9 protein-coding genes are annotated in these 24,475 nt (G+C 36.9%); 4 read left to right on the top strand and 5 right to left on the bottom strand.

All coding sequences use genetic code 11. From position 1 onward, the window contains the following. Nucleotides 1-43: 43 nt before the first annotated feature. The gene (locus M0D21_RS22630) at nucleotides 44-1,945 is read right to left on the bottom strand and encodes a tetratricopeptide repeat-containing sensor histidine kinase (protein ID WP_248334067.1); all 1,902 of its coding nucleotides are present in this window, start codon (nucleotides 1,943-1,945) and stop codon (nucleotides 44-46) included. 111 nt (nucleotides 1,946-2,056) lie between these two features. Between M0D21_RS22630 and M0D21_RS22625 the strand changes: the two genes are divergently transcribed. The 3 genes from M0D21_RS22625 (at nucleotide 2,057) to M0D21_RS22615 (ending at nucleotide 4,503) form a co-directional block, all read left to right on the top strand. Beyond that, nucleotides 2,057-2,809, top strand: coding sequence for a LytR/AlgR family response regulator transcription factor (locus M0D21_RS22625; protein ID WP_248334065.1), 753 nt, complete (start codon nucleotides 2,057-2,059; stop codon nucleotides 2,807-2,809). Between the two features lie 146 nt (nucleotides 2,810-2,955). Then, nucleotides 2,956-4,179, top strand: a complete 1,224-nt coding sequence (locus M0D21_RS22620) for a lanthionine synthetase C family protein (RefSeq protein WP_248334063.1) — start codon at nucleotides 2,956-2,958, stop codon at nucleotides 4,177-4,179. 51 nt (nucleotides 4,180-4,230) lie between these two features. Further along, on the top strand, nucleotides 4,231-4,503 hold the full coding sequence (locus M0D21_RS22615) for a class I lanthipeptide (RefSeq protein ID WP_248334060.1): 273 nt from the start codon (nucleotides 4,231-4,233) through the stop codon (nucleotides 4,501-4,503). 113 nt (nucleotides 4,504-4,616) lie between these two features. Here M0D21_RS22615 and M0D21_RS22610 read toward each other — a convergent pair whose 3' ends face one another. Genes M0D21_RS22610 through M0D21_RS22595 form a run of 4 tightly spaced genes read right to left on the bottom strand, consistent with a single transcriptional unit; the run spans nucleotide 4,617 to nucleotide 8,836 of the window. After that, nucleotides 4,617-4,901 carry a UBP-type zinc finger domain-containing protein gene (locus M0D21_RS22610; protein WP_248334050.1) on the bottom strand — a complete coding sequence of 95 codons (285 nt, stop codon included), beginning with the start codon at nucleotides 4,899-4,901 and terminating at the stop codon, nucleotides 4,617-4,619. A 24-nt stretch (nucleotides 4,902-4,925) separates the two neighbouring features. Further along, nucleotides 4,926-6,590, bottom strand: a complete 1,665-nt coding sequence (locus M0D21_RS22605; protein WP_248334047.1) for an FAD-dependent oxidoreductase — start codon at nucleotides 6,588-6,590, stop codon at nucleotides 4,926-4,928. 19 nt (nucleotides 6,591-6,609) lie between these two features. Continuing rightward, nucleotides 6,610-7,446, bottom strand: coding sequence for an aldo/keto reductase (locus M0D21_RS22600; protein ID WP_248334045.1), 837 nt, complete (start codon nucleotides 7,444-7,446; stop codon nucleotides 6,610-6,612). Between the two features lies 1 nt (nucleotide 7,447). Continuing rightward, nucleotides 7,448-8,836 (bottom strand): ATP-binding protein, encoded by a 1,389-nt coding sequence (locus tag M0D21_RS22595; RefSeq protein ID WP_248334036.1) that lies wholly within the window; start codon nucleotides 8,834-8,836, stop codon nucleotides 7,448-7,450. An 818-nt stretch (nucleotides 8,837-9,654) separates the two neighbouring features. Between M0D21_RS22595 and M0D21_RS22590 the strand changes: the two genes are divergently transcribed. Continuing rightward, nucleotides 9,655-24,475 (top strand): HYR domain-containing protein (locus M0D21_RS22590; RefSeq protein ID WP_248334011.1); only part of this gene is annotated, 14,821 nt, incomplete at its 3' end.

The raw sequence follows: 24,475 nt of genomic DNA, 5'->3' as shown, positions 1-24,475 counted from the left end.
TTAAGGCTGCATTGATGTGAAGTCATTTTATCAAAAAGTCAAACTACATATCTACAACGAAAGGAAGTTTAATCTCTACTAAAGTTGGAACATCAAGATTAATATTTTTGATAGTCAAACCTACTTCTTTATTCATGGTTTTTTTATAAATTACTAGTCGTTCATTCAAGATTTTTAAAGAAAAGGATTCCTCTTTAAAAAAGCTTGAACTATTAGGGTCTAATTCGTTGATGCAATTCATTCCATTATCTGTTATCTCAAAAATCAACAACTTCCTTATCAGGTCAACTCTAAACCTTAGATCAATATGACCATTTTGTATTCCATTTATACCATGTTGAATTGAATTCTCAACTATGGGTTGAATGAACATTGGTGGAATGTAAACCTCATCAGTTTTGGGGCTAGATTGAATATTAAAACTAAATTTTTTGGAAAAATTTGACTGCAATTCTAAATAGTCATTAATAACTTTAAGTTCATCATTTAGTGATACGAATTCTTCCCTAGAATTTTTAAGGATTAAACGAATGAGGTTACTTAATCGATTGACATAAAGATTAGTCTTTTCAGATTTTTTATGCGCCAAACTACTTACAGTATTTAACGCATTGAATAAAAAATGCGGATTTAGTTGTGATCTCAACAATCGTTGCTCCAAATTCACCAGCTTATATTTGTTTTTTAACCTTCTTTGACGGAATAACAATATTCCAAATCCAATAAAGGCAAGTATTGTTATTCCAGAAAACACAGCAATTACAGTTCTCTGTTTAATAATTGTTTTTTGTTCGTTTGTTGTTTTTTCAAGTTTCTCAATTAATTGTTCTTTTTCATTAACTTGATATGCAATGTTTAATTCTCGTAGCTTTTCATCTAGCACCTGTTGATGATAGTTCTCCAGTAACTTTATATGTTGTTGAGAAAACTTTAAAGCATTGTCGAACTGTCCCTTTTTAATATATGCCTCAATTAAATATTTAAAGGTATTTGATTTTAACTCCTTTGTATTTTCATCGATTTTCTTAATCTTAGCTATGCTATCTAATGTATTTTTTAAAATCTGTACAGCATTTTCTAAATCCTCTTCTTCTATTAATACCTTACTGTAATTGGTTCTTGTAAAGTATTTTGATAGCCCATAATTTTCATCTGGATATTTATCAAGTAATTGCATAGATTTTTTAAAGTAGTAGAGCGCAGAATCTTTATTATTTTCATCAAGATAAAACTCTCCAATATTACCGTATGAAGCTCTGATACCAGCAATATCATTTATTTCCTCTCGGTTTTTTATGGATTTTCTATAAAAGTAAATTACAGAATCTTTTTTACCCAAGATATCATTAAGTATTGCCAATTGATGATATGTAACGCTTGCGCTTTTAGGGCTAGACATATGAAGAGAATCCTTTAATACCTCTAATCTATACTTGTAAGCCTCTTTTTTATCTCCCATTTCCAGAAAATTATGAGAGATGTATCCGTTAATATATGCATTTATTCTTCTATGAAAATTGGGATATTTATGGATCTGTTGTTTTGCTTTGAGCATATAATCTAACGATTTCTTATAATTACTTTCCTGAAAGTAAATAATTCCCAGATAGGCTAAAATACCTTTTAAGTACTTGTCTTCATCCTTTCTTAAATCTCCATTTTTATTTCTTTCCTGAAGATATAAAATCCCTTTATTCGCATAAAAAATTACCGAATCTCTTTCTTTATCTACTAAATGATAGTACGTTTTTTGTTTGTAATATGGCATCCAACCAACAAGATTTGTATTAGTTTCCAAGATATGCTTTAACTTCGGGAGAGTCTTTCGGTTTGGATCGGTATCAAAAAGTGTATCTACGTCTTTTTGAGAATATGTTTTATGTTGAGCAACTATCTGATGAATAGAAGAAAAAACAAAAAATAAAAAAAGGATTTTTTTAACCATTTTTAATAGCACTAAATAATATTACAAGAGTTTAATGTAGGTAACTTATTAAATAATTATGTTACCTATTAAAAAGACTACTAAAGCAAATAATTTTTTAAATAGATACTCTTGAAGAATATTATAAAAGATCCAATACCGGTTGTAATAATTGAAGATGATGATGAATCCTCTGCATTTTTAGCCTCCTTTCTAGAAGGCCACTACGATAATCTAAAAATATCTGGTATAGCAGCAGATATAAAAAGTTCGGTCGAATTACTAAGCTATACTAAACCAGAATTGGTCTTTATGGACATAGAACTTTTAGACGGAAACGCTTTCCAAATATTAGACAATATAGAAAGTTATAATTTTGAAGTAATTTTTACCACAGCACATCACTCCTATATCGAAAAAGCTATAGAATACTATGCTTTCCATTTTTTAACTAAACCAATAGATATAGTACAGTTATCAGAAATAATCCAGCGGTATACTAACCTTAGGAATCGCCTTTTTACGAAGCAAAAATATAATTCTTTAAAAGAATTTTTCCTGCAATCTAAGTTATTGATTAATTTGGGTACTGAGCACATATCACTAGATTTAGAACGTATTGTTAAATGCGAATCTAGTGGAAATTACACCTATTTCTGTACAAGCGACAAAAAAAAGCATTTAGCTTCAAAACCCTTAAAATATTACGATAGTTTACTTGAAAAAAAAGGGTTTTTTAGAGCAAACAGACAGACACTTATTAATATTAGACACATTAAATCTATCTATAGAAGGGAAAGCCTAATTCTTCAAAACGATGAAAAAATTGTGATTTCCGTTCGAAACCGAACAAAACTTTCAGAACTAATTAAAAACCTCTCTTAAATAAATATCCTTTACGCTTATCAGTTTATTATTTACGTAAATCATTTCCTATAAAAAAATAACGGTTTCCAATACTAATTTTAATGATCTATTTCACATTGATATATGTGATGTAGATCAAATATTATACTATACCGTTATAAAACATGATGATTCAAACTGGTTTTGAAGAAAAAATAAAAATACAGTTACGTGAAATTAGTGAACTCATAGATCAATCTTTTCAAAACGAAGAGGAGATTGGGGTATTCTCCGGACTTTCAGGACTAGCTTTATTTCAATTTTACTATGCCAAATTTAAAAATGATAATACAATAGCCGATAGAGGAGAAAAACTTATAATTGAAATTATACAACGAATTAATAATGAATACAACTTCCCGACATACTGTTCTGGTATTGCTGGAGCAGGTTGGGTATTGGATCATCTTGGACAAGAATCTTTTATTGAGCTAGATAATGATAAATTATTAAGTGAACTTGACACTTATCTCTATCAAAATATGGTTAGAGATTTGCAAAAAGGTTATTATGATTTTTTACATGGAGCAATTGGCTATGGTTGTTACTTTTTGAAACGATATCAAAACACAAAATCTAAAAAGCTTAAGGACAATTATGTTAAGTATCTAAATACACTTGTTTTTTATCTTGATAAGCTATCTGTCACAGATACATATGGGTTAAAATGGAGCTCTGTAATAGACACTACAAAAGGGACCTTAGGAAGCAACCTAAGTCTTTCTCATGGAATGTCCAGTATTATTAATTTTCTTAGTCGTCTATTTAAACATCTAGAATTTAGAGATGCTGTAGCTCCCTTATTGACAGGAGCAATTTCTTACATATCGTATTTCAAAAACATGGATAATTCTGATTATTATCTATTCCCAAGTTGTATACATGAGCCCTACATACCTAGCCCAAGCAGGCTTGCCTGGTGTTATGGAGATTTAGGGTTGGGAGTTTCATTAAGATTAGCTGCGATTGCATTACAGGATAGCCAATTATATGATGAAAGTATTAGCATACTAAAACATTGTGCAAATCGAAGAACGAAGGAAGAAACACTTGTGAAAGACACAGCTATCTGTCATGGAGCTTATGGAAACGCTTTAATTTTTGAGAGATTATATCGGGATACAAATGATTATTTATTTAAAGATACTGCCTTATTCTGGATGCAACAAGGAATGGATATGGCAACATTTAAAAATGGTTTGGCTGGTCATATGCAATGGAGCGGTAACGAAAAAGGATGGCAAAATGAAACTGGTTTCTTAACCGGAATAGCTGGAATTGGAATGGTAATGATTTTCTACCTATCAGATTTCAAAACTTCCTGGGATCAATCATTAATGATATCCTAGTAAAAAAACATCAAATCGGTCTTTATATATTAACAATTTAATTTTTTACTCATGAAAAAAAAGAAAATGTCAGGCTTGAGCCTAAGTAAGCAAACTATTTCAAGATTTAATAGTTCTCAAATTGTTGGAGGGGGTCATACAGACAACACTTACGGTACTTGTACAAACGAAAACACAGTTTCATGCAATGCCAATGGGTGTAGTTTTCCTCATCCACAAGTAACCGTTGGTCAAGGATGTACCCAGCCTACTTTAGGGCTATCATATTGTTCTCCTGGTGGAGGTGTGCCAGATGGATGTCGTTCTTATCATCCATGTGCATAACAGATGTAAAAAACAATATCCCAGTACACTTTAGTTGCTGGGATATTGTTCTTATTATAATTAATTCAACTATTTAGTAAAAGATCTCATTAATAGGGTTCGGTTGTCATTTTTCAATAAGTAATAAACGACTTGTGCTCATAGCACCATGCCCATCGTTCATTCGGTTCTGCAGAAATTATAATATTATGATCCCGATGCTCTTCATAATGTTTGCTTGCATGTTTATTTGGCGAAGAATCACAACATAATGTCACGCCACAGTTCTGACAAGTTCGTAAATGCACCCAAGTGTCTCCTGTTTTCATACATTCTGCACATTCATATTTCGAATGTTTTTTGATGGTGGTAGCATCAAAATTTTTGAGATGTTCACATATTTTGGGCTTGAGTTTCATGATAGTATAGATTTATAAAGTTGGTTACATTTCAGATAAATACTCGTGAACAAATTTTATAGCCATTGCCCCTTCTCCAACAGCAGATGCCACCCGATTCATAGCCCCGGCACGTACATCGCCAGACGCAAATATCCCTGGGCTACAGGTTTCTAATAAAAATGGTTCTCTATCTTTCTTCCAGATAGTTCTAAAATTCTCATATCTCGTTAAATCTCTCCCCGTTTCAATAAACCCTCTTTCATTTTTAATAATCCCTAATTCAATCCAATCTGTATACGGACGGGCTCCTATAAAAATAAAAAGAGCATCGGCAGGGACTTCTCTCACCTTATCTGGATCATTGCATGTAAGTTCTAATGCAGTAAGGCGTTTATTCTCTCCAATGGCCTTGGTCACATTGGTATGCCCTAGTAATGTAATATTATCGATGGCATCAATTTGATCAATTAAATAACTAGACATACTACTGCTTAAATCCTTCTTGCGCACAACGATATATACATTCTTTGCAAACTTAGAAAGATATACGGCAGATTGCCCAGCCGAATTTCCACCGCCGACAATATACACTTCTTTATTGCTACATGCTTGTGCCTCGGTCATCGAAGAGCCATAATACACCCCGGCACCAGTATAGCTATCAATACCCTCGGCTTCTAGTTTTCTATAATTTACTCCTGTTGTAATGACCACACTTTTGGTTCTAATGCATTCTCCGTTACCCAGGGTTAAACTCTTGTATCCATCTTTTTCTGCTATTGAAGTTACTTCTTGTGGTGACAAAAATTCAATCCCAAATCTCTTTGCTTGAGTAATTGCACGATGTGTTAGTTCCTGGCCGCTCAATCCCTTCGGAAACCCAAGGTAGTTTTCTATTCTAGAGCTGGTTCCTGCCTGCCCTCCTGGAGCATGTTTTTCTATTAATAATGTTTTGAGACCTTCAGAGCCACCATAGACCGCTGCTGCCAATCCTGAAGGACCGGCCCCAATAATAACAACGTCGTATAGATTGTCTTTGGGGTGAGCATTTAACCCTAAAGCCATAGCCAACTCGATAATATCTGGGTTTTTAAAACATTTACCATCTTGCAACGACACCACCGGCATATCTGAAGGTTGTAAATCATGTAATTCAGCAATTTCTTTAGCCTTATCACTAGTTTCAAAATCCATCCATTGAAAAGGAAATAAATTACCCGATAAAAAATCTTTGATATCGTGGGATTTCGGAGAAAACTGATATCCAATTACTTTAATTCCTTCAAATTCTGGTTGAAAATTAAGTTGCCATACATCCAAAAGATCGTTAAGCGTAGGATAGAGTTTCTCTTCTGGCGGGTTCCATGGTTTTGTTAAATAATAATCAAGTTGCACATCGTTAATGGCTCGTATGGCGGCATCAGTATCAGAATATGCCGTTAGTAATACTTTTTTCGCATCTGGAAAATACTTTTTTGCTTCAGCCAAGAACTGAACTCCCAACATTTCGGGCATACGTTGATCTACCAGAAACAGAGCAATAACTTCATTTTTTTTCTTAAGATCAATCAAAGCTTCTAGAGCATCGTTGGCCGATACCGTACTCATTACTCTATATGTCTTTCGATATTCAGATTTTAAATCTCTTGTAACAGCACGTAATACCTGTTCATCATCATCGAGCGCGAATATGATTGGTTTTTTCATTTTGACATGTTTATAATCCTCAAAAATTAAAATTATCTGGGTCGGGGCCGGTTCTTAAATTTTTATCTAGAGCATCTATACGCCTTACATCTTCTTGAGATAACTCAAAGTCGAATAGATCGGCATTAGAATCGATTCTTTCTTTTTTTACAGATTTAGGTATGGTTATTACTCCTTTTTGGAGATTCCATCTAAGAACAATTTGAGCCACTGTTTTTTGGTACTTTTCGGCAAAGTCGTCCAAAATAGATAGCTCAAAAATTTTGCCTTGCATCATAGGTGACCATGCTTCATATTGAATCTTATGATGCCCACAAAAATCAACTAAATCCTGCTGAACTAAATGAGGATGAAACTCCATTTGATTTACCATAGGAACAATGGTTGTATGCTCCATCAAATCTTCTAAATGATGTTTCATAAAATTACTTACTCCAATAGCACGAATCTTTTTCTCTTGATACAATTTCTCAAGAGCCTTCCATGTATCAACATATTTTCCTTGTACTGGCCAATGTATCAAATACAAATCCAGATAGTCTAATTGTAATCTATTCAAGCTATCCTCAAAAGCTTTCAACGTACTTTCAAATCCCTGATCAGCGTTCCACACCTTGCTAACTACAAAAATATCTTCTCGTGGTATAGAACTTTCTTTTATGGCTCTACCTACCCCTTCTTCATTTTTGTAAATACTGGCTGTATCTATATGTCTATATCCTTTGTCTAAGGCCCAATGTATAGCATCAACCACTTCTTGATCATTATTAGCAAGGTAAACTCCTAATCCTAAATATGGCATTGCTACACCATTATGTAACTGAAAAGCACCTTGTATATCTGTTATCTCTTTCATACTAATTTATAGGTAAACAAACGGTAAAAGTGGTCTTTCCTGGTTTTGATGTCACTTTTATATCTCCATTATGTTGGTTAATTATTCGTTGTACAACTTCTAATCCTATCCCAGTGCCTTCTCCAATACTTTTGGTAGTAAAGAAGGGATCAAAAATGCTCCCAATATCTTCTTCTGGAATTCCTTTGCCATTATCGGTAACATCTATTTTGACAAAACTTTTATCCCTATTTGTTGAAATCTGCAAAATACCAGAAGGCTCCATGGCATCTACGGCATTATCAATCAAATTAGTCCAAACCTGGTTGATTTCACTTACAAAAATTTTAGGATGAGGCAGGTCTATAGCAAATTGTTGTTCTACCTCGATGTTTTTCTTTTTTAGCTTGTGCTTCAACATCACCAAGGTACTTTCTATTCCCGAATGAATATCGGCTGCTACTTTTTCCTGAGCTCGATCCATATGGGTATAGCTTTTTACCGATTGTACCAATTTGGCTATTCTATCAGAGGCTTCACTAATTTCATCCACTATTTTTTCTGTAGTCAATACATTTTCAATCCACTCTACAGCACTTGCAAAATTTTCATCTCCCGTGGTATCATAAATCTTTTGCAAGGCAGGCACATCGACACAAAAATCAATTAAAGTTTCAGTAAGTTCAAAAGCATTATCTAATCCGTGATCTTCTAACCATTTTTCGAGCTCGTCTTCTTTTTCTGCACGCTCGGTGAGTTTCATCGTATTTCCAGATCGATTCGCAATACTACTAAAAAGAATATCATTAATAATATCTACTTGCTCTCCTGTGATTCGTAAAGAGGTAACTCTTTTAAATTTTTCGGGGACATGGGACAGATGTTTTTTTAGGGCTTTGGCACTACTTACCATTGCCGATGCCGGATTATTAAGTTCGTGAGCTAATCCTGCAGATAATTTACCCAAGGCCATCATTTTTTCTGACTGTACATTGTTTTTGGTAAATTCTCGAACTCTAGAAGTCATTTTATGTACCAAAGATTCAGTTAATTCATAATGCATCGCCACCATTTCTCTAAAAAAAGACTTCTCTAAAAATAGGATTTTGGCATCTTGGGTCACCTCCCCATATCCTGCTGCAGAACTCATTCTTGAAAATGGTAACAGTCCTGTGATTCCATTTTTCACAATTTCTCCAACCAATTTAAAGTTTCCATTACGTTCTAATTTAATAACAATTCTTCCTTCGAGAACTATGGACAAATTTGTAGTAGCATCTCCTCTTTTGAAAAGAAATTCTCCCTGCTTAAACGTTTGAACATCTGAATTATCGATTAACCATTGTAACTGGTTATCGGGTACGGTACTAAAATCTGGTATATTTCTTAGATCTTGTGTGGTGGGTTTCATTACCCTAAAATTACTTAATTAATATACCCTTTACAATACTTTGTTATTGTACAATTCTTAAGATTCTTATAAAATTTATGAGATTAACACTTAAAACTATAGAACTAAACATAAAATGTACCTTCTTCTCCAGAAGGTATACATAATACATGTCTAATTTTATACTTAGTAGGGGTAAAAAATCAGTTTTTCAAAGAAGTGGCTAAAGGTTTTACGAGTAAATTCTACCATCTTAATTATGGTTTTAACGGCACTTAAATATGGTTTCAACGGCATAAAGCTGCAAATGGTAGGGTTATCCGTAATATTTAACTTAATTTTTTGTTAATTCCATATTATAACTATATATTTAAATCGTAAACACTTCCATATTCTCAACCGCGATTTACCCCAAATCCTGAGAATAAAAATGCACAATTCATTTTGTTGTAGCACTTAATGTGTACGACGATTTATGAACCATTAATGCTTAAAAAATAGCATTATGATTTTACTCATATTCATAATTAATGAAAATTCTAAGAATTGTGTTAAAACTTGTAGTAACATATGATAAAAATTACCTTAATGTATTCATAAATGAATACGCTCCTCTTTTAGTATCATTTGATTTCTTACCATATGATTCAAAAAGAATAGGAGTTCCTTTAAAAGTGATTCCAAATCCGTTAGTTCTCATCCTATTTCTTTTACCCCTATTCTTGAGTAACTACTTGAAACCCTATACCAAACACTATAAACCACATATATCATAATAATCTATCCAGATTTTATGAAAACTCAAAAAACCAAAATTGATGTAGTTTAAAAAAATCGAAATGCTAAAACTTCTTATTGCCCCTACCAAAAAGCTATGTGCGATCATTTGCATATTATCCAAAACCCCTAGTAAGTTTTACCTGGGAATGCTCTTCTGTTTTGGAACGTTTTTATCTTATTCTCAAGATGCAGAGCTACAAGCCGATGGCCCTACAAGTATATGTGTTGGCGAAAGCGCTACGTTACAGGTAATAATTGGCGCCAGTATCAACCCTTATACTGTCGTTTATTCAGATGGAACCAATAATTTCACCCTTAATAACTATAATAGCGATGCTGATCCTGACAGTCCAACATTTGGAGGAGATCCAATCACAGTAACTCCAACAGTTACCACCACCTACAGTTTAGTTAGTGTAACAGACCCTTTTAACACTTCTTTACCTGTAAGTGCAACAACAATTACCATTAACGTAAATCCATTCCCTTCAAATATAAATACAACTATAAATTCTGGCAATCCGGTTTGCTATAATACTCCTTTTTTAATCGAAGCTACTGCTACCGATGGCGACACTTATGAATTATGGAATGAAACCAACACTACCAAAATAGGAGATATTCCTGTTTCAATTTCAATTACTTCTACTACTAATTTTGTAGTGAGAGCTATAAGTAATGCTGGATGTACTTCGACAGAGACTGTCAATGTCGTTTTAGAAAATATTCCTCCTACAATCACAGGAACAGGAGATCAAACCATCAATACGGGTTTAAACAATTGCGATGCCGCACTACCAAACTATATTTCTACTGTAACTGTATCTGACAATTGTTCTGCTATTGGAAATATAACTTTGGCACAAAACCCTATTCCAGGAACAACTATAACCGATCACAATACAATACAAGCTGTAACCATTACTGCTACTGATGAATCTGGAAATGAAAATACGTACAACTTTAATGTAACGCTAAACGACAACCAGAATCCTGATATAAGTTGTATTTCAAATCAAACACAAATCGGGAATGCTTCCTGTGAATATACACATTCAGATACAAGTTGGGATCCTTTGCCCACAGATAACTGTGCTATAAATTCATTAACTTATACATTAACAGGAGCAACCACAGGAACCGGTACAAGTTTAAATGGAGTCACTTTTTTTCAAGGAACCACTACTGTTACATGGGCCACCACAGATATTGCCGGTCTCAATAATAATTGCAGTTTTACGGTAGAGGTTACAGACAATACAGATCCAATTATAAGCTGTATCGCTAATCAAGTACAAAATACAGATGGTAGTCAATGCTCATTTACGAGAAACGACAACTCCTGGGATGTTTCTATCAATGATAATTGTGGAATTGCAAATGTATCATATGCTCTTTCTGGAGCCACCACAGGTACCATTGTCAACACTCTGAATGGTACTACTTTTAATGAAGGAATTACTACAGTTACTGTTACAGGAACCGATACTTCCGGAAACGACAACACCTGTAGCTTTACAGTAAACATTAATGATGCAGAAAATCCTATAATTCTTAATCTTCCAACGGATATAGCCATTAACAATATACCGTCTTCTTGTTCCCAAATTGTAAACTGGACAGAACCAACAGCAACAGATAATTGTGGTGTTTCAAGTCTTTCACAAACATCAGCCCCCACTACTGGCCTTAGTAGTGGAAGTACTTTCCCTGTTGGTATCACAACGATCACCTATACTGCTACAGATAACAACGGGAATACTACTATTGAAACGTTTACAGTTACCGTAAACGATACTGAAAATCCGCAAATTAGTTGTCCGTTAGATATTAACCTCAATTCGACTTCAGGTATTTGCGGTGCTGTAGTAAATTATACCACGCCAGTGGGCACAGATAATTGTCCTGGATCTAATACTGTACAAACAAGTGGATTACCTTCGGGCTCTACCTTCCCCGTAGGGACAACTACTAATATTTTTGAAATCACTGATAGCGCAGGCAATTCGGTAAGTTGTAGTTTTGAAGTTACTATAATAGATGCAGAAAACCCATCTATAGTAAATCTTCCTTCAGATATAATTATTACTAATGATTTAGATGACTGTGGAGCAATTGTATCTTGGGCAGAGCCTACATCTGCAGATAATTGTTCGGGAAGTTCTATTGTACAAACTTCTGGAAACCTAAATGGTACGTTTTTCCCTGTGGGAGATACTACAGTTACTTATACTGCTACAGATACCTCGGGAAACACTTTTAGTGACAGTTTTTTGGTTACTGTAAACGACACACAAATTCCGGTAATTCAAGACTGCCCATCTAACATTTCGAAACCAAGTGATCTGGGAGCTTGTACTACTACCGTGAGTTGGACTGAACCCAGTGTATCAGATAATTGTACTAGTTCTGGAAATATTATTTGGACTAAATCACATTTACCCGGAGATACTTTTTCTGTAGGTACCACTACAGTAACATATATCGCTACAGATGAAGCAGGTAATAACAGTATTACTTGCTCGTTCGATATCATCGTACAAGACTTAGAGACCCCAGTTTTAAGTAATTGTCCAATTAATTTGGATGTTAATGTAGATTCTGGAGAATGTTTTGCAACGGCCACCTGGACAGAACCAGATGTTGCAGATAACTGTACTGCGGTAGGAGATATTGTATGGACTAAATCTCACAATCCTGGGGATACATTCCCAACAGGAGCAACCACCGTTACCTATATAGCTACCGACGAATCTGGAAATAACAGTGCGACCTGTAGTTTTGTAATTACCGTAAATGATAATGAAATCCCAAACGTAATTTGTTTATCACCTACAATTAATTTAGATGCCTCGGGAAACGCAACACTCACCAGTACAAGTATAGATGGAGGTTCTACAGATAACTGCACCACCCCCGGAAATTTGTCTTTCTCATTCAGTAAAACCACTTTTAATTGTTCTGATCTGGGTAATAACGCAATTGTGGTAACCGTGACCGATGAAGCAGGAAATTCGAATACTTGTAATACTACTGTTACCATTGCAGATAACATCACTCCTACTCTTAGTGCCACAGCAGAAACAACCGATGGAAATGTGGGTGCAGACATCAATTTTTGCTCTTATACGGTACAGGGTTCACAATTCGATCCTAGTGTAAATGATAATTGCTCAGGAACTATATTATCTTATACCATATCGGGAGCCACAACCTTATCTGGAACAGGTTCGCTATCTGGCGTAACATTGTTACAAGGGGCAAATACCATTACCTGGACGGTATCAGATGGCACTAATACATCAGCTCCATTAACATTTACCAAAACCATAGTAGATACACAGCAACCAACTGTTAGTGCAGTGAGTAATCAGTTTAAAAATACTACTCCTGCTATTTGCGGATACACCGTCTCAGGAAATGAATTTGATGCCATTTTTACAGACAATTGCGCTGTAACTTCAACCAGCTACACCATAAACTCTGGTACTCCGGTGATAACCTCAACCCTTGACGGAGTAACAATCCCTACAGGTTTAAATACCATTGTATGGACCGCTACAGATGGTGTAAACACTAGATCAACCAGTTTTAGAGTTACGGTAACTGATAATGAGAATCCACAAATATCTTCCCAGCCAGACATCGTAGAAAACATTACTACAGGCTGTGATCAAATTGTTAATTGGACAGAACCTACGGTAACCGACAACTGCCCTGGAACTACACTAACACAGACTAATGGTTTGGCAAACGGATCTGCATTTCCCGTAGGAACAAATACCGTATCATATCGAGCCACAGATGCTTCAGGAAACATCGTCACCATGAGTTTTGATGTAACTGTAAATGATTTAACACCACCGGTATTAACCTGTGTTCCTGGAAGCACTGCTGGTAGTCCATTTATCAGACAAGCAGATATTGGTGATTGCACGTATACAGTACTGGGGACAGAATTCGATCCTACAACAGATGATGGGTGTGACGTTGATTCGGCTATCAATTCATTTGATGGAACTACCACATTAGCTGGAAAAAAATTACCTGTAGGTATCAACACTATTGTTTGGACCGCTGTAGATGAAAATGGCAATAGTTCTAGCTGTACCATTTTTATTGAAATAGAGGACAATCAAAATCCCACCTTTACCGCGCCTATCGACAATTTTGCCCGAAATACAGATCCCACACAATGTTATTTTACCGTTAACGATGCAACTTTTGACTTAACAGATATTACCGATAACTGCGATTTACAAGACCCTACTTATATCATCACAAAAGATGGTTCAACGGTATTTACAGGAACCACTTCACTTACTGGATTGCAACTACCAAAAGATGAAATTAACCCTTATATCATTCAATGGACATTGAGCGATATTAATGGAAACACAGTGGTTGCAGATACTTTTAGCATAACCGTTTCAGACAATCAGGCTCCAACTTTTTTATGCAATGGAAACGTTCTGAGAACTATTCCCGGAGCCTCCTGCAGTTATACTGTACTAGGAAATGAATTTGATCCAACATCATTATCTGATAATTGTGACCTTTCCGGGGATTTAACGGTTTCTTATGTTTTAGATGGAATCTCTGGGGGTGCCTCTAGCTCTCTTAACAATGAAATATTATCTACTGGAGTTCATACCGTAGTTTGGACAGTATCAGATGCAATTGGAAATAGCGCTACTTGCGAATTTAATATAACTATTATTGACCAACAGGCTCCTATCATATCTCAGGTAACCGACCAAATAGAAAACGCTAGTACAACTGGTTGTACCTATACTGTAGTGGGAACTGAATTCGACCCAACTACAGTAACCGATAATTGCCCTGGGATAACCTTGGTGAACAATCAAAATGGAACCAACACTCTGGCAGGTTTTGATTTTCCCGTTGGTGTTACAGTAGTTGTATGGACCGCTACAGATGCTGGTGGTAATGTAACCACAATGGAGTACCAGGTAGAAGTCCTTGATGTAAACCCTCCCGATTTCGAACTAATTTTGAGTACCAATACTACGGTAAGTGTTTCAAGATCTACCAATAGTGAGGATTGTTTTTATGAAGTAGTCGACGAAGAATTTGACCCACAAGCCATTACCGATAATTGCACACTGGAAAACTTTACCGTTATCAACGATTATAATAATTATCGATCCCTTGCATTTGCCACCTTTCCGGTAGGAACAACTAATGTGAATTGGAGCATAACAGATAATGCAGGTAATGTAACCATCAAAACTCTTGAAATTACCGTAGTAGACGATGTAAAACCGGTAATCGACTGTCCTTCAAGTACCATTACCAGGGTAAAAGACAGAGGAGAATCTTTTTATACTGTTAGAAACAGAGAATTGCAACCAAATGTAGACGATAACTGCGGTTTGGCTTCTTATACGTATACTATTTCAGGCGCTACAACCGGGTCTGGAACCAATATTTCCGGAACACAATTAAATGTGGGTCTCAATGTTATCACATGGACAGCTACAGACAACGCAACTCCGGCCAATACTGAGACTTGTGTCATTACCGTTGATGTTACAGATAGTTTATTTCCTTCATTAAGTTGTGTAGATAATCAATCAAAGGATACAGACACGAATCAATGTTCATACACAGCACAAGGAACAGAGTTTGATCCATTTGCTTCAACTGCTGGAGCTACTTTAACCAATGACTACACCAATTCGGCTACTTTAGCTGGAGCTGTTTTTCCCGAGGGCACTACCTTAGTTACCTGGACCGCTTCACAAGTTGTAGACGGTACTACTTATACCGATACTTGTAATTTCTTTGTAGTAGTTACCGATAACGAACCACCTTCTATAACACCTCCTGCTGATATAGTGACAGGAACGACCAATCGATGTACAGCACAAATTCCTTCATTAGGCACTCCCATTACCTCAGATAATTGCGGAATACTACGTGTTTGGAATAATGCTATTAACAACAGTTACAATTTAGGAACACAATCTATAACCTGGTTTGCTGAAGACATTCATGGTAATATTTCATCGGTAATGCAAGATATCACCGTAGTAGATGATGACCCACCTACATTTGATTGTACTACCAATATAACAAGAAGAGTAGATCAGGGGCAGAATTTCTATACGGTTTTTGGAGATGAATTTGAGCCTTTTAGAGCTTTCGATTGTAGCTCTTTTACCACAACCAATGACTTTAACAATACCGATAGTCTTTCTGGTGTACAATTTCCGATAGGAACTACGGTAGTTACATGGACCTATACCGATGCTCTTGGTAATATTTCTACCTGTGTTATGACCATAACAATCAATGATAACACAGATACTTCTCCACCTGTTACCTGTAGACAAAATCAAGCTAGAAATACTGATACCAACATATGCACATATACCGTTCAAGGAGCAGAAATGGATGTTTCATCAACCGCACCCGGGGTAACGTTTACATATACCTTAACTGGGGTAACCATAGGTAGTGGTGGTGCAAGTCTAGGAGGAGTAGTATTAAATCGAGGGGAAACCATAGTTACTTGGACTGCCGACAATGGAGTTAGCTCGAATTCGTATTGTACTTATAGTATTTTTGTGGTTGACAATGAAGACCCTGTAATTACCTGGCCTGCAGATTTAAACTTAAACGCAGATTTTGGAGACTGCGTTGCTACTGGGGTCAACTTGGGAACCCCCACATCTACAGATAATTGCGATGGCCCATTAGACATTATCTATACTCAATCTACCAATGACACTACCTTCGAACTTGGTGAAACTTTAGTATACTGGTCGGCGAGAGATATTCGAGGGAACTTTCAGTTTCACACGCAACGAGTAACGGTAGTTGATAATCAGGCTCCAATAATTACATGCCCTACAGAAACTTACTATAGAGAATACACAAATCCCGGTGTAGATTTTTATTACGTAAACGGAAATGAGTTTACCCCTCCGGTATCAGACAACTGTGAAATTGTTTCTTATACCAATAACAGAACAGGCACTGGGTTCTTAAATGGTGAAGAATTAAGTGCCGGAAACTATACTTTTACATGGACCGCCAGTGATGGAACAAATACCACAACCTGTGATGTAAACGTTGTGGTCGTAGATGCTTTAGAACCAGAAATAGCTTGTTCTGGTAATGCTTCTCAAACAGCTGATAATGGTTCTTGTACTTTTACTATTCCCAATGGAGATACTAGTTATGATACTACCTTCATTTCCTCGGCAGGCGTATCCAGAACGCTAACACACAACCTAGCAGGAGCTCCTTCAAATACGACCTTAGCAGGAGCAGATATTCCCGTTGGAACAACAACAATTACATGGACAGCTACGCAAACTGTAGGAGGTACATTGTATACTAGTACATGTAGTTTTGATTTTATAGTAGAAGATGAAGAAGCCCCTATCATAGACACTCCTTTTGACGACGTAACACTGAATGTGACTCCCGGCACGTGTAACAATTCGGTAACCCTTGCCCCTCCTACAGCTACAGACAATTGTTCTGCTCCTGGAAACATAACCATCACAAGCAATGCTCCTGCAACTTTCCCAATAGGACTTACCGTAGTGCGATGGGTACTTACAGATGAAGCAGGTAACGATACCATCTACGATCAAAACGTAACTATAATAGATAATGAGCCTCCTACGATAACTAACTGCCCTGGGGCTTCAATTACGGTAGATGCTGAAGGCACTTCGTGTCAAGCAGTTGTATCATGGCCAGCACTTACAGCCAATGATATTTGCTCTGGAATAGATTCTTTTGTTTCTAACTTCTCTCCTGGTAGTTTGTTTGACGTAGGAACTACTACAGTAACATATACTGCTACAGACAATAACGGTAATGTTTCTACCTGTTCTTTTGATGTTATTGTTACCGATACTGCGCCCTCAATTACATGTGTAGCCGATCAATCCAGGAATGTAGATTCTGGAAGTTGTGCCTATACCGTTGTTGGAAACGAACTGGATCCAATAGCAGTAACCGATAATTGTACAGCACCAAGTTTAACCTGGAGTTTTGTAAACCTAGATACCAATGCAGTAGTTTCAGGAGTAAATACACTTTCTGGGGTTACCATCCCAAGAGGTCCCGAAAATGGAGTAAACACGGGTAGAGTAACAATCAACTGGTCTACCGAAGATTCCGCAGGACAAATAAGTACGTGTTCCTATGTATTAACTATCATTGATAATGAACCACCTAATATCATTGTACAAGGAAATCAGGTACGACCTACCGATCCTAATCAGAACTATTACACCGTTCAAGGCACCGAATTTGATGATGTAACGGCCTCTGACAACTGTGGTATTGTTACCAAAATAGTAAATGAATTCAATGTTACTACCTTAGACGGTCAACAATTAGCTTTGGGAGTTAATTCTATAACCTGGGAAGCCACAGATGATAATGGCAATGTAGGCACAGCTATATTCACAGTCACCGTCATAGATGATGAAGCTCCACGTCTTTTGAGTGCCCCAAATAATATTTCTGTAAATATATCTAGTGGTTGTAGTGCAGAAGTAAATTATACAGCTCCTACTTTCATAGATAACGTAACCGCTCAAGGAGATTTAGCTATTATTGTTACTCCTTCAGTAGCTGTTCCTGGGTATGACTTTCCATTGGGAGATACCGATGTAACCTATACCGTAACCGATGAAGCTGGAAATACCTTCAGTTATGATTTTACTATCACCGTTATTGATGATACAGACCCTACTATAAACTGTCCGCCTGGAGATTCGGGAAATCAATTTAACCGAAACACCAATAGCGGAGAACCGTTCTATACCACAGTGGCTACAGAGTTTGATCCTATAAGTTTTTCAGATAATTGTGATGTCACCTTAACCAATGACTATAATAATAACCCCACCCTGGCAGGTGAAACATTTCCTATTGGTACCACAACAGTAACCTGGACTGCAACAGATGACAGCGATAATACCACCTCTTGTAGTATTGATGTAGTAGTTATCGATAACGAACTTCCTGTAATCAATAATTGTCCGGACGCAACGGTAAATCAAACCGCAGAAACAGGAGAATGTTATTATCAGGTAGTGGGTTCAGAATTTGATCCTTTCTCTTTCGAGGATAATGCCGGTTTATCTCGTCTTACGTATTCATTAAATGGAGCTTCAGAAGTGGGAACTGATTTAAGTACCACTTTATCCGGAGAACAAATTCCTGTCGGAACTTTGGCCAATCCAACAACAACAGTTCTTTGGCGTTTGTATGATACGAGCAATAATGTAAGCGCCACTTGTACCACAGAATTTACAATTACAGACACACAAAACCCAACATTTGTCACTATTGCTACGCAAATACGTAGTTTGGATCCTGGTTTTAATACATATACTGCCAAATCTCCAGCAGATTTATCATGGAATATTCCAGTCACTGACAACTGTGATTTACAAATTATTACTTACCAAATTGATGGAGGAGCTGTAATAGGTACCGATCTTTCAACATCTATCATAGGAGAAAGTTTTGGAGTTGGAACCCATACCGTAGTTTGGCAAGCTACTGATGTGAACGGTAACTCTAATACGGGAAGTTATCAGGTAATTATCGAAGACAACGAAGACCCTACAGTAGTATGTAACAATATCACAATACAACTCGATAATACCGGTAACTACACTTTGTCCAACGACAATATAAACGCAATTGCTCTAGGTACATCAGACCCAAATGGTATTGCAAGTCTGATAGTAACACCTAACACTTTTGATTGCTCTGATGTAGGAACAAATACTATTACGCTAACGGCAACCGATAACAACGGAAATACTAGCAGTTGTAATGCAACAGTAACTGTGCAAGATACCACTCCTCCAACGGCCTTATGTCAACCAATATCGGTTACACTTGATGCTTTTGGTAATGCTTCTATTACCGCACAAGATATAGATAATGGATCTACCGATGCTTGTGGCGTGTTAAGCCTATCTGCAAGTGAGACAAATTTTGATTGTACCAACTTAGGTACAAATACGGTAACACTAACTGTTACTGATATTAATGGAAATAGCAGTACTTGTGATGCTATTGTTACTATCCTGGATACTATTACTCCTGCGGCAATATGTCAAAATATTACTGTAGCCCTAGACGCTACAGGAAACGTAAGTATTACAGGGTTTGATATTGACAATGGATCTTTTGACAACTGTCAGACCTCTTTGGTACGTTCTCTTAGTCAGTCTGATTTTGATTGTACTCACGTAGGTGATAACACAATTAATTTAACAGTTACTGATACCGCAGGAAATACTGATTCTTGTACTGCCATAGTAACTGTAGAAGACAATGTTCCGCCAGTAGCTATAGCACAAAACATTACCATAAACTTGGATAACACTGGAAATGCCAGTATTATTCCTGCCGATATTGATAATGGTTCTTCGGATAGTTGCGGAATCCTATCAATAGTTTTAGATAAAACAGATTTTGATTGCTCCAACCTGGGAGCAAATCCAGTAACAAATACTGTTACTCTTACCGTAACTGATGTAAATAATAATATTTCCAGTACAACTGCTTTGGTTACAGTTGAAGATGATATTGCACCAGTCATAACCTGTACAACAGCACAAATCGTAGGAACAGATAGTGATAAGTGTGGTTATGAACATATAGGAACCAGTTGGGATGCAACCGCAACTGATGGTTGTGTAACCATAAATAATCTTACCTATGCTCTTTCGGGTGCTACGGTACTTGCTGATGATCCTGCCAATACTTCTATAAACGGACAAGTATTTAATAGTGGTGTTACCACGGTTACTTGGACCGCAATCGATGGCAGTGGGGTTTCCTCACAGTGTTCATTCTCAGTAACGGTTAACGACACAACCGCTCCCACAGCCAATGCACAAAATATCACAATACAATTAGATGCCACTGGAAATGCCAGCATAACTGCCAATGATATCGATAATGGATCTACAGATAACTGTGGAATACAAAATTTATCTATTGATAGAACCAGTTTTACCTGTACAGATTTTGGAGTAAATACAGTCACATTAACTGTTACAGACACCAGTGGAAATACCGCTACCGATGATGTAATTGTTACTGTGCAAGATACTATTGACCCAGTTGCTTCTTGTACCCCCATTACCATTCAGCTAGACACGTCTGGAAATTATAATTTATCTACTGCAGATATCAACAACATCGCTTTCGGATCCTCTGATAACTGCTCAAATTTTACAGCAAGTGTATCTCCAAATGCTTTTACCTGTTCTGAAGTAGGTTCAAACACTGTCACCCTTACCATCACCGATATTGCTGGTAATACCAATACCTGCTCGACCACTGTAACTGTTGAGGATAACACTCCACCCATGGCACTTTGTCAAGATATTACCATCCAGTTAGATGCCTTTGGAGATGCTAGTATTCTTGCAACAGATATAGATAATGGTTCTTCAGATGCCTGTGGAATTAATTCTCTTGTTCTTGATGAAAACACCTTTGATTGTGCTGATTTAGGTGCCAATACTGTTACCTTAACCGTGACAGATACTAATGGAAATGAATCTACATGTACTGCAACAGTTACGGTCGAAGATAATATTGCTCCTGTTTTTACTCTCTGTCCTTCCAATCAATCTGCGAATACGGATACCAATGTTTGTACGTATACGCACTCGGATACTAGTTTGGATGCTACAGTTACAGATAATTGTGACTCTACTCCGTCTTTAACCTACAGTCTTTCTGGAGCTACTACTGTAATTACAGGTGCGAATACAACGCTTAATGGTCAAATTTTTGAGCAAGGAACAACAACAGTTACATGGACAGTTTTAGATACAGAAGGTAATAGTGATAGTTGCTCCTTTTCAGTAACAGTTACAGACACCGAAGATCCTGTTGCAATATGCCAGGCAGCTACCATTCAACTGCAAAGAGATGGAACCGCTTCATTACTGCCAGTTAATATCGATAATGGATCAACCGATAATTGTGCAATTTCAACTTATGAGATTTCAAAAGATAATATTACCTATAGTGCATCCCTAACCTATTCATGTGTAGAAACAGGAAGTAATACGGTTTATTTAAGAGTCACAGATTCTTCAGGACGTACTAATATATGTAGCACCAATGTTACTATTGAAGATACTCAAGCTCCTACATTAGATGACTTGACCGATAGAAATATGGTGACTGATACTAGTGTTTGCACATATACTCATACAGACGACACCTGGAATCCTACTGACAATTGTGATACCTCTCCAACAATTACCTATACCTTGGCCGGATCAACGACCGCAATTACCGGATCGAACACAACACTTAACGGACAAATATTTAACACTGGTACTACCACGGTCACTTGGTCGGTATCAGATAATGCTTCTCCTCCAAATACGGGAACAGTAATTTTTGACGTGGTCGTGACCGACGATGAGACCCCTACCATTTCTTGTCCTTCAAATATAACTCAAGATGTAGATAATGGTGGGGATTCCTCTGTGACGGTGTCGGGTATTTCTGCTCCCGTATATGCAGATAATTGTGGGGTTACACAGTTAACATATGAATTATCAGGAGCTACTACTGTTGCACCACAAGCCTCGGGAATTAATGAATTGAGCAGTACTATTTTTAATGTTGGGACTACAACAGTGACTTATGTAGCCGAAGATGCAGCTGGCAATACTGAAACTTGCAATTTCCTGGTTACTATAAATTCATTACCAGATAATACGGTAATTGTGTCAGAAACATCAATACAAACTTCAGAAGATTTAACATCGGATACCTTTACAGTGGTATTACCATTTGCTCCATCTGGAACAGTAGTTTTTAATGTTGTAAGTGATGACCTTACAGAAGGAACTGTATCTACAAGCACATTAACTTTTGATGCCTCAAACTGGGACACCCCACAAACCGTAACAGTAACCGGGGTAAATGATGATGTCGATGATGATGATATTGGATATAATATTATTCTAACCACAGATCAGGCAGCTACCGATGACTTATCAGGATACGAAAACGTGGATCCAGCAGATGTAGCAGTAATCAACTTAGACAATGATACTGCTGGAGTAACGGTATCTACAATTTCAGGAAATACTACCGAGGATGGTGATGCAGCAACCTTTACTGTTGTACTCGATACGGAACCTACACAAGATGTAACGATCACACTTTCGAGCAATGACCTTACAGAAAGCGACACATTCATTCCTACTACACTTACCTTTACTCCAGGAGATTGGAACAGCCCTCAAACCGTAACCGTTACTGGTAAAGATGATGACATCGTTGATGGAAATGTTACCTATACCATAGTCACAAGTAATACATCTTCTTCAGATCCAAAATATGCATCTTTGACTGTAAATGATGTTACCATTATAAATGAGGATAATGACAATGCCGGTTTTCTTGTAACTCCGACTTCTCTTACCACTTCTGAAACTGGAACAAGTGCGACTTTCACGGTAGTGCTAACTAGTAAGCCCGCTACAGATATCCAAGATTTTAATGTCGTCGTGAATGTGGCGAGTAATAATATTAATGAAGGTACTGTTAATGTTTCATCCTTGACCTTTACCGCAGCCGATTGGGACATTCCACAAACAGTTACGGTAACAGGAGTTGATGATGCTGTTGTTGACGGCAGTATTGCATATACTATTGTAAACACCATTGATACCAGCTTAACCACAGATCCGAATTATGATCCATCGGATCCAGAAGATGTATCTGTAAACAACACAGATGATGATACCGCTACATTATCTATAGACAACGTAACAGAAACTGAAGGTAACTCAGGAACAATTAATTATATCTTCACTATTACGCACTCTGGCGCAGAGGTTGTTGGTGGTTACGGAGTTACATTTTTTACCTCGAATGTTGAAGCGAGAGCACCATCAGATTATACTGCCAATGGTGGACGTATTGATTTTACCGGTGGGGCAATTGGGGAAACACAAAACATTACCATTTCAGTAAATGGAGATACTGCCGTAGAGATTAATGAAACTTTTAATGTAGTACTGAATAGCATTATAGCACCTGGTAAAAACATTACTATTGATCCTGCAGGGAAGACTGGTGTAGGAACTATTATTAATGATGACAGCACTACATTATCTATTGCCGATGCATCTATAACCGAAGGGGATTCAGGAACATCTACGCTTACATTTACTGTAGAACTAAGTGGTGAAGTTGAAGATGGATTAACCGTAGATTATTCCACGGCAGATAATACTGCTACTGCCACAAATTCTGATTACGTTTCAAGTACTGGAACTATCACTTTTGAAGGGTTAGCCAACGAGCAAGAGATTATTGAAATCACCATAAATGGAGATGAAATTGTGGAGCTGGATGAGTCGTTCTTAGTGAATTTGAGTAATATCATTCCTGTATCTGCACCTGCCATTTTTATTACGTTTAGTGACGATTCTGCCGTAGGAACCATCACCAATGATGATAGTGCAATAATTTCGATAGCTGGTTTTAGCGTGAATGAAGGTGCAGGAACAGCAGACTTTACTGTATCTACAGACACTTCAATTCAAAACGAAATTACATTAGAGTTTGCTACTTCAGATATTTCGGCTATTGCAGGAGCAGATTATACAGCTATAGGAACAACAGTATTGACTTTTGGCGGAGTAAACTCGGAAAATCAGACCATCAGTGTACCCATTACCAATGACAATATCATTGAACCTACCGAAACCCTAAATGGAACTATTAATAACCTAACAACAAACGGTCAAAGTATTACTCTTGCTGGTAACGTAACAGATCTATCGGCAATCGGAGAAATTATTGATAACGATACTGCAA

The sequence above is a fragment of the Aquimarina acroporae genome, from assembly GCF_023195925.1.
In the GTDB taxonomy this organism is placed as follows: domain Bacteria; phylum Bacteroidota; class Bacteroidia; order Flavobacteriales; family Flavobacteriaceae; genus Aquimarina; species Aquimarina acroporae.
Note: the sequence above shows the minus strand (reverse complement) of the source record. Positions and strands in the feature narration are given on the sequence as shown.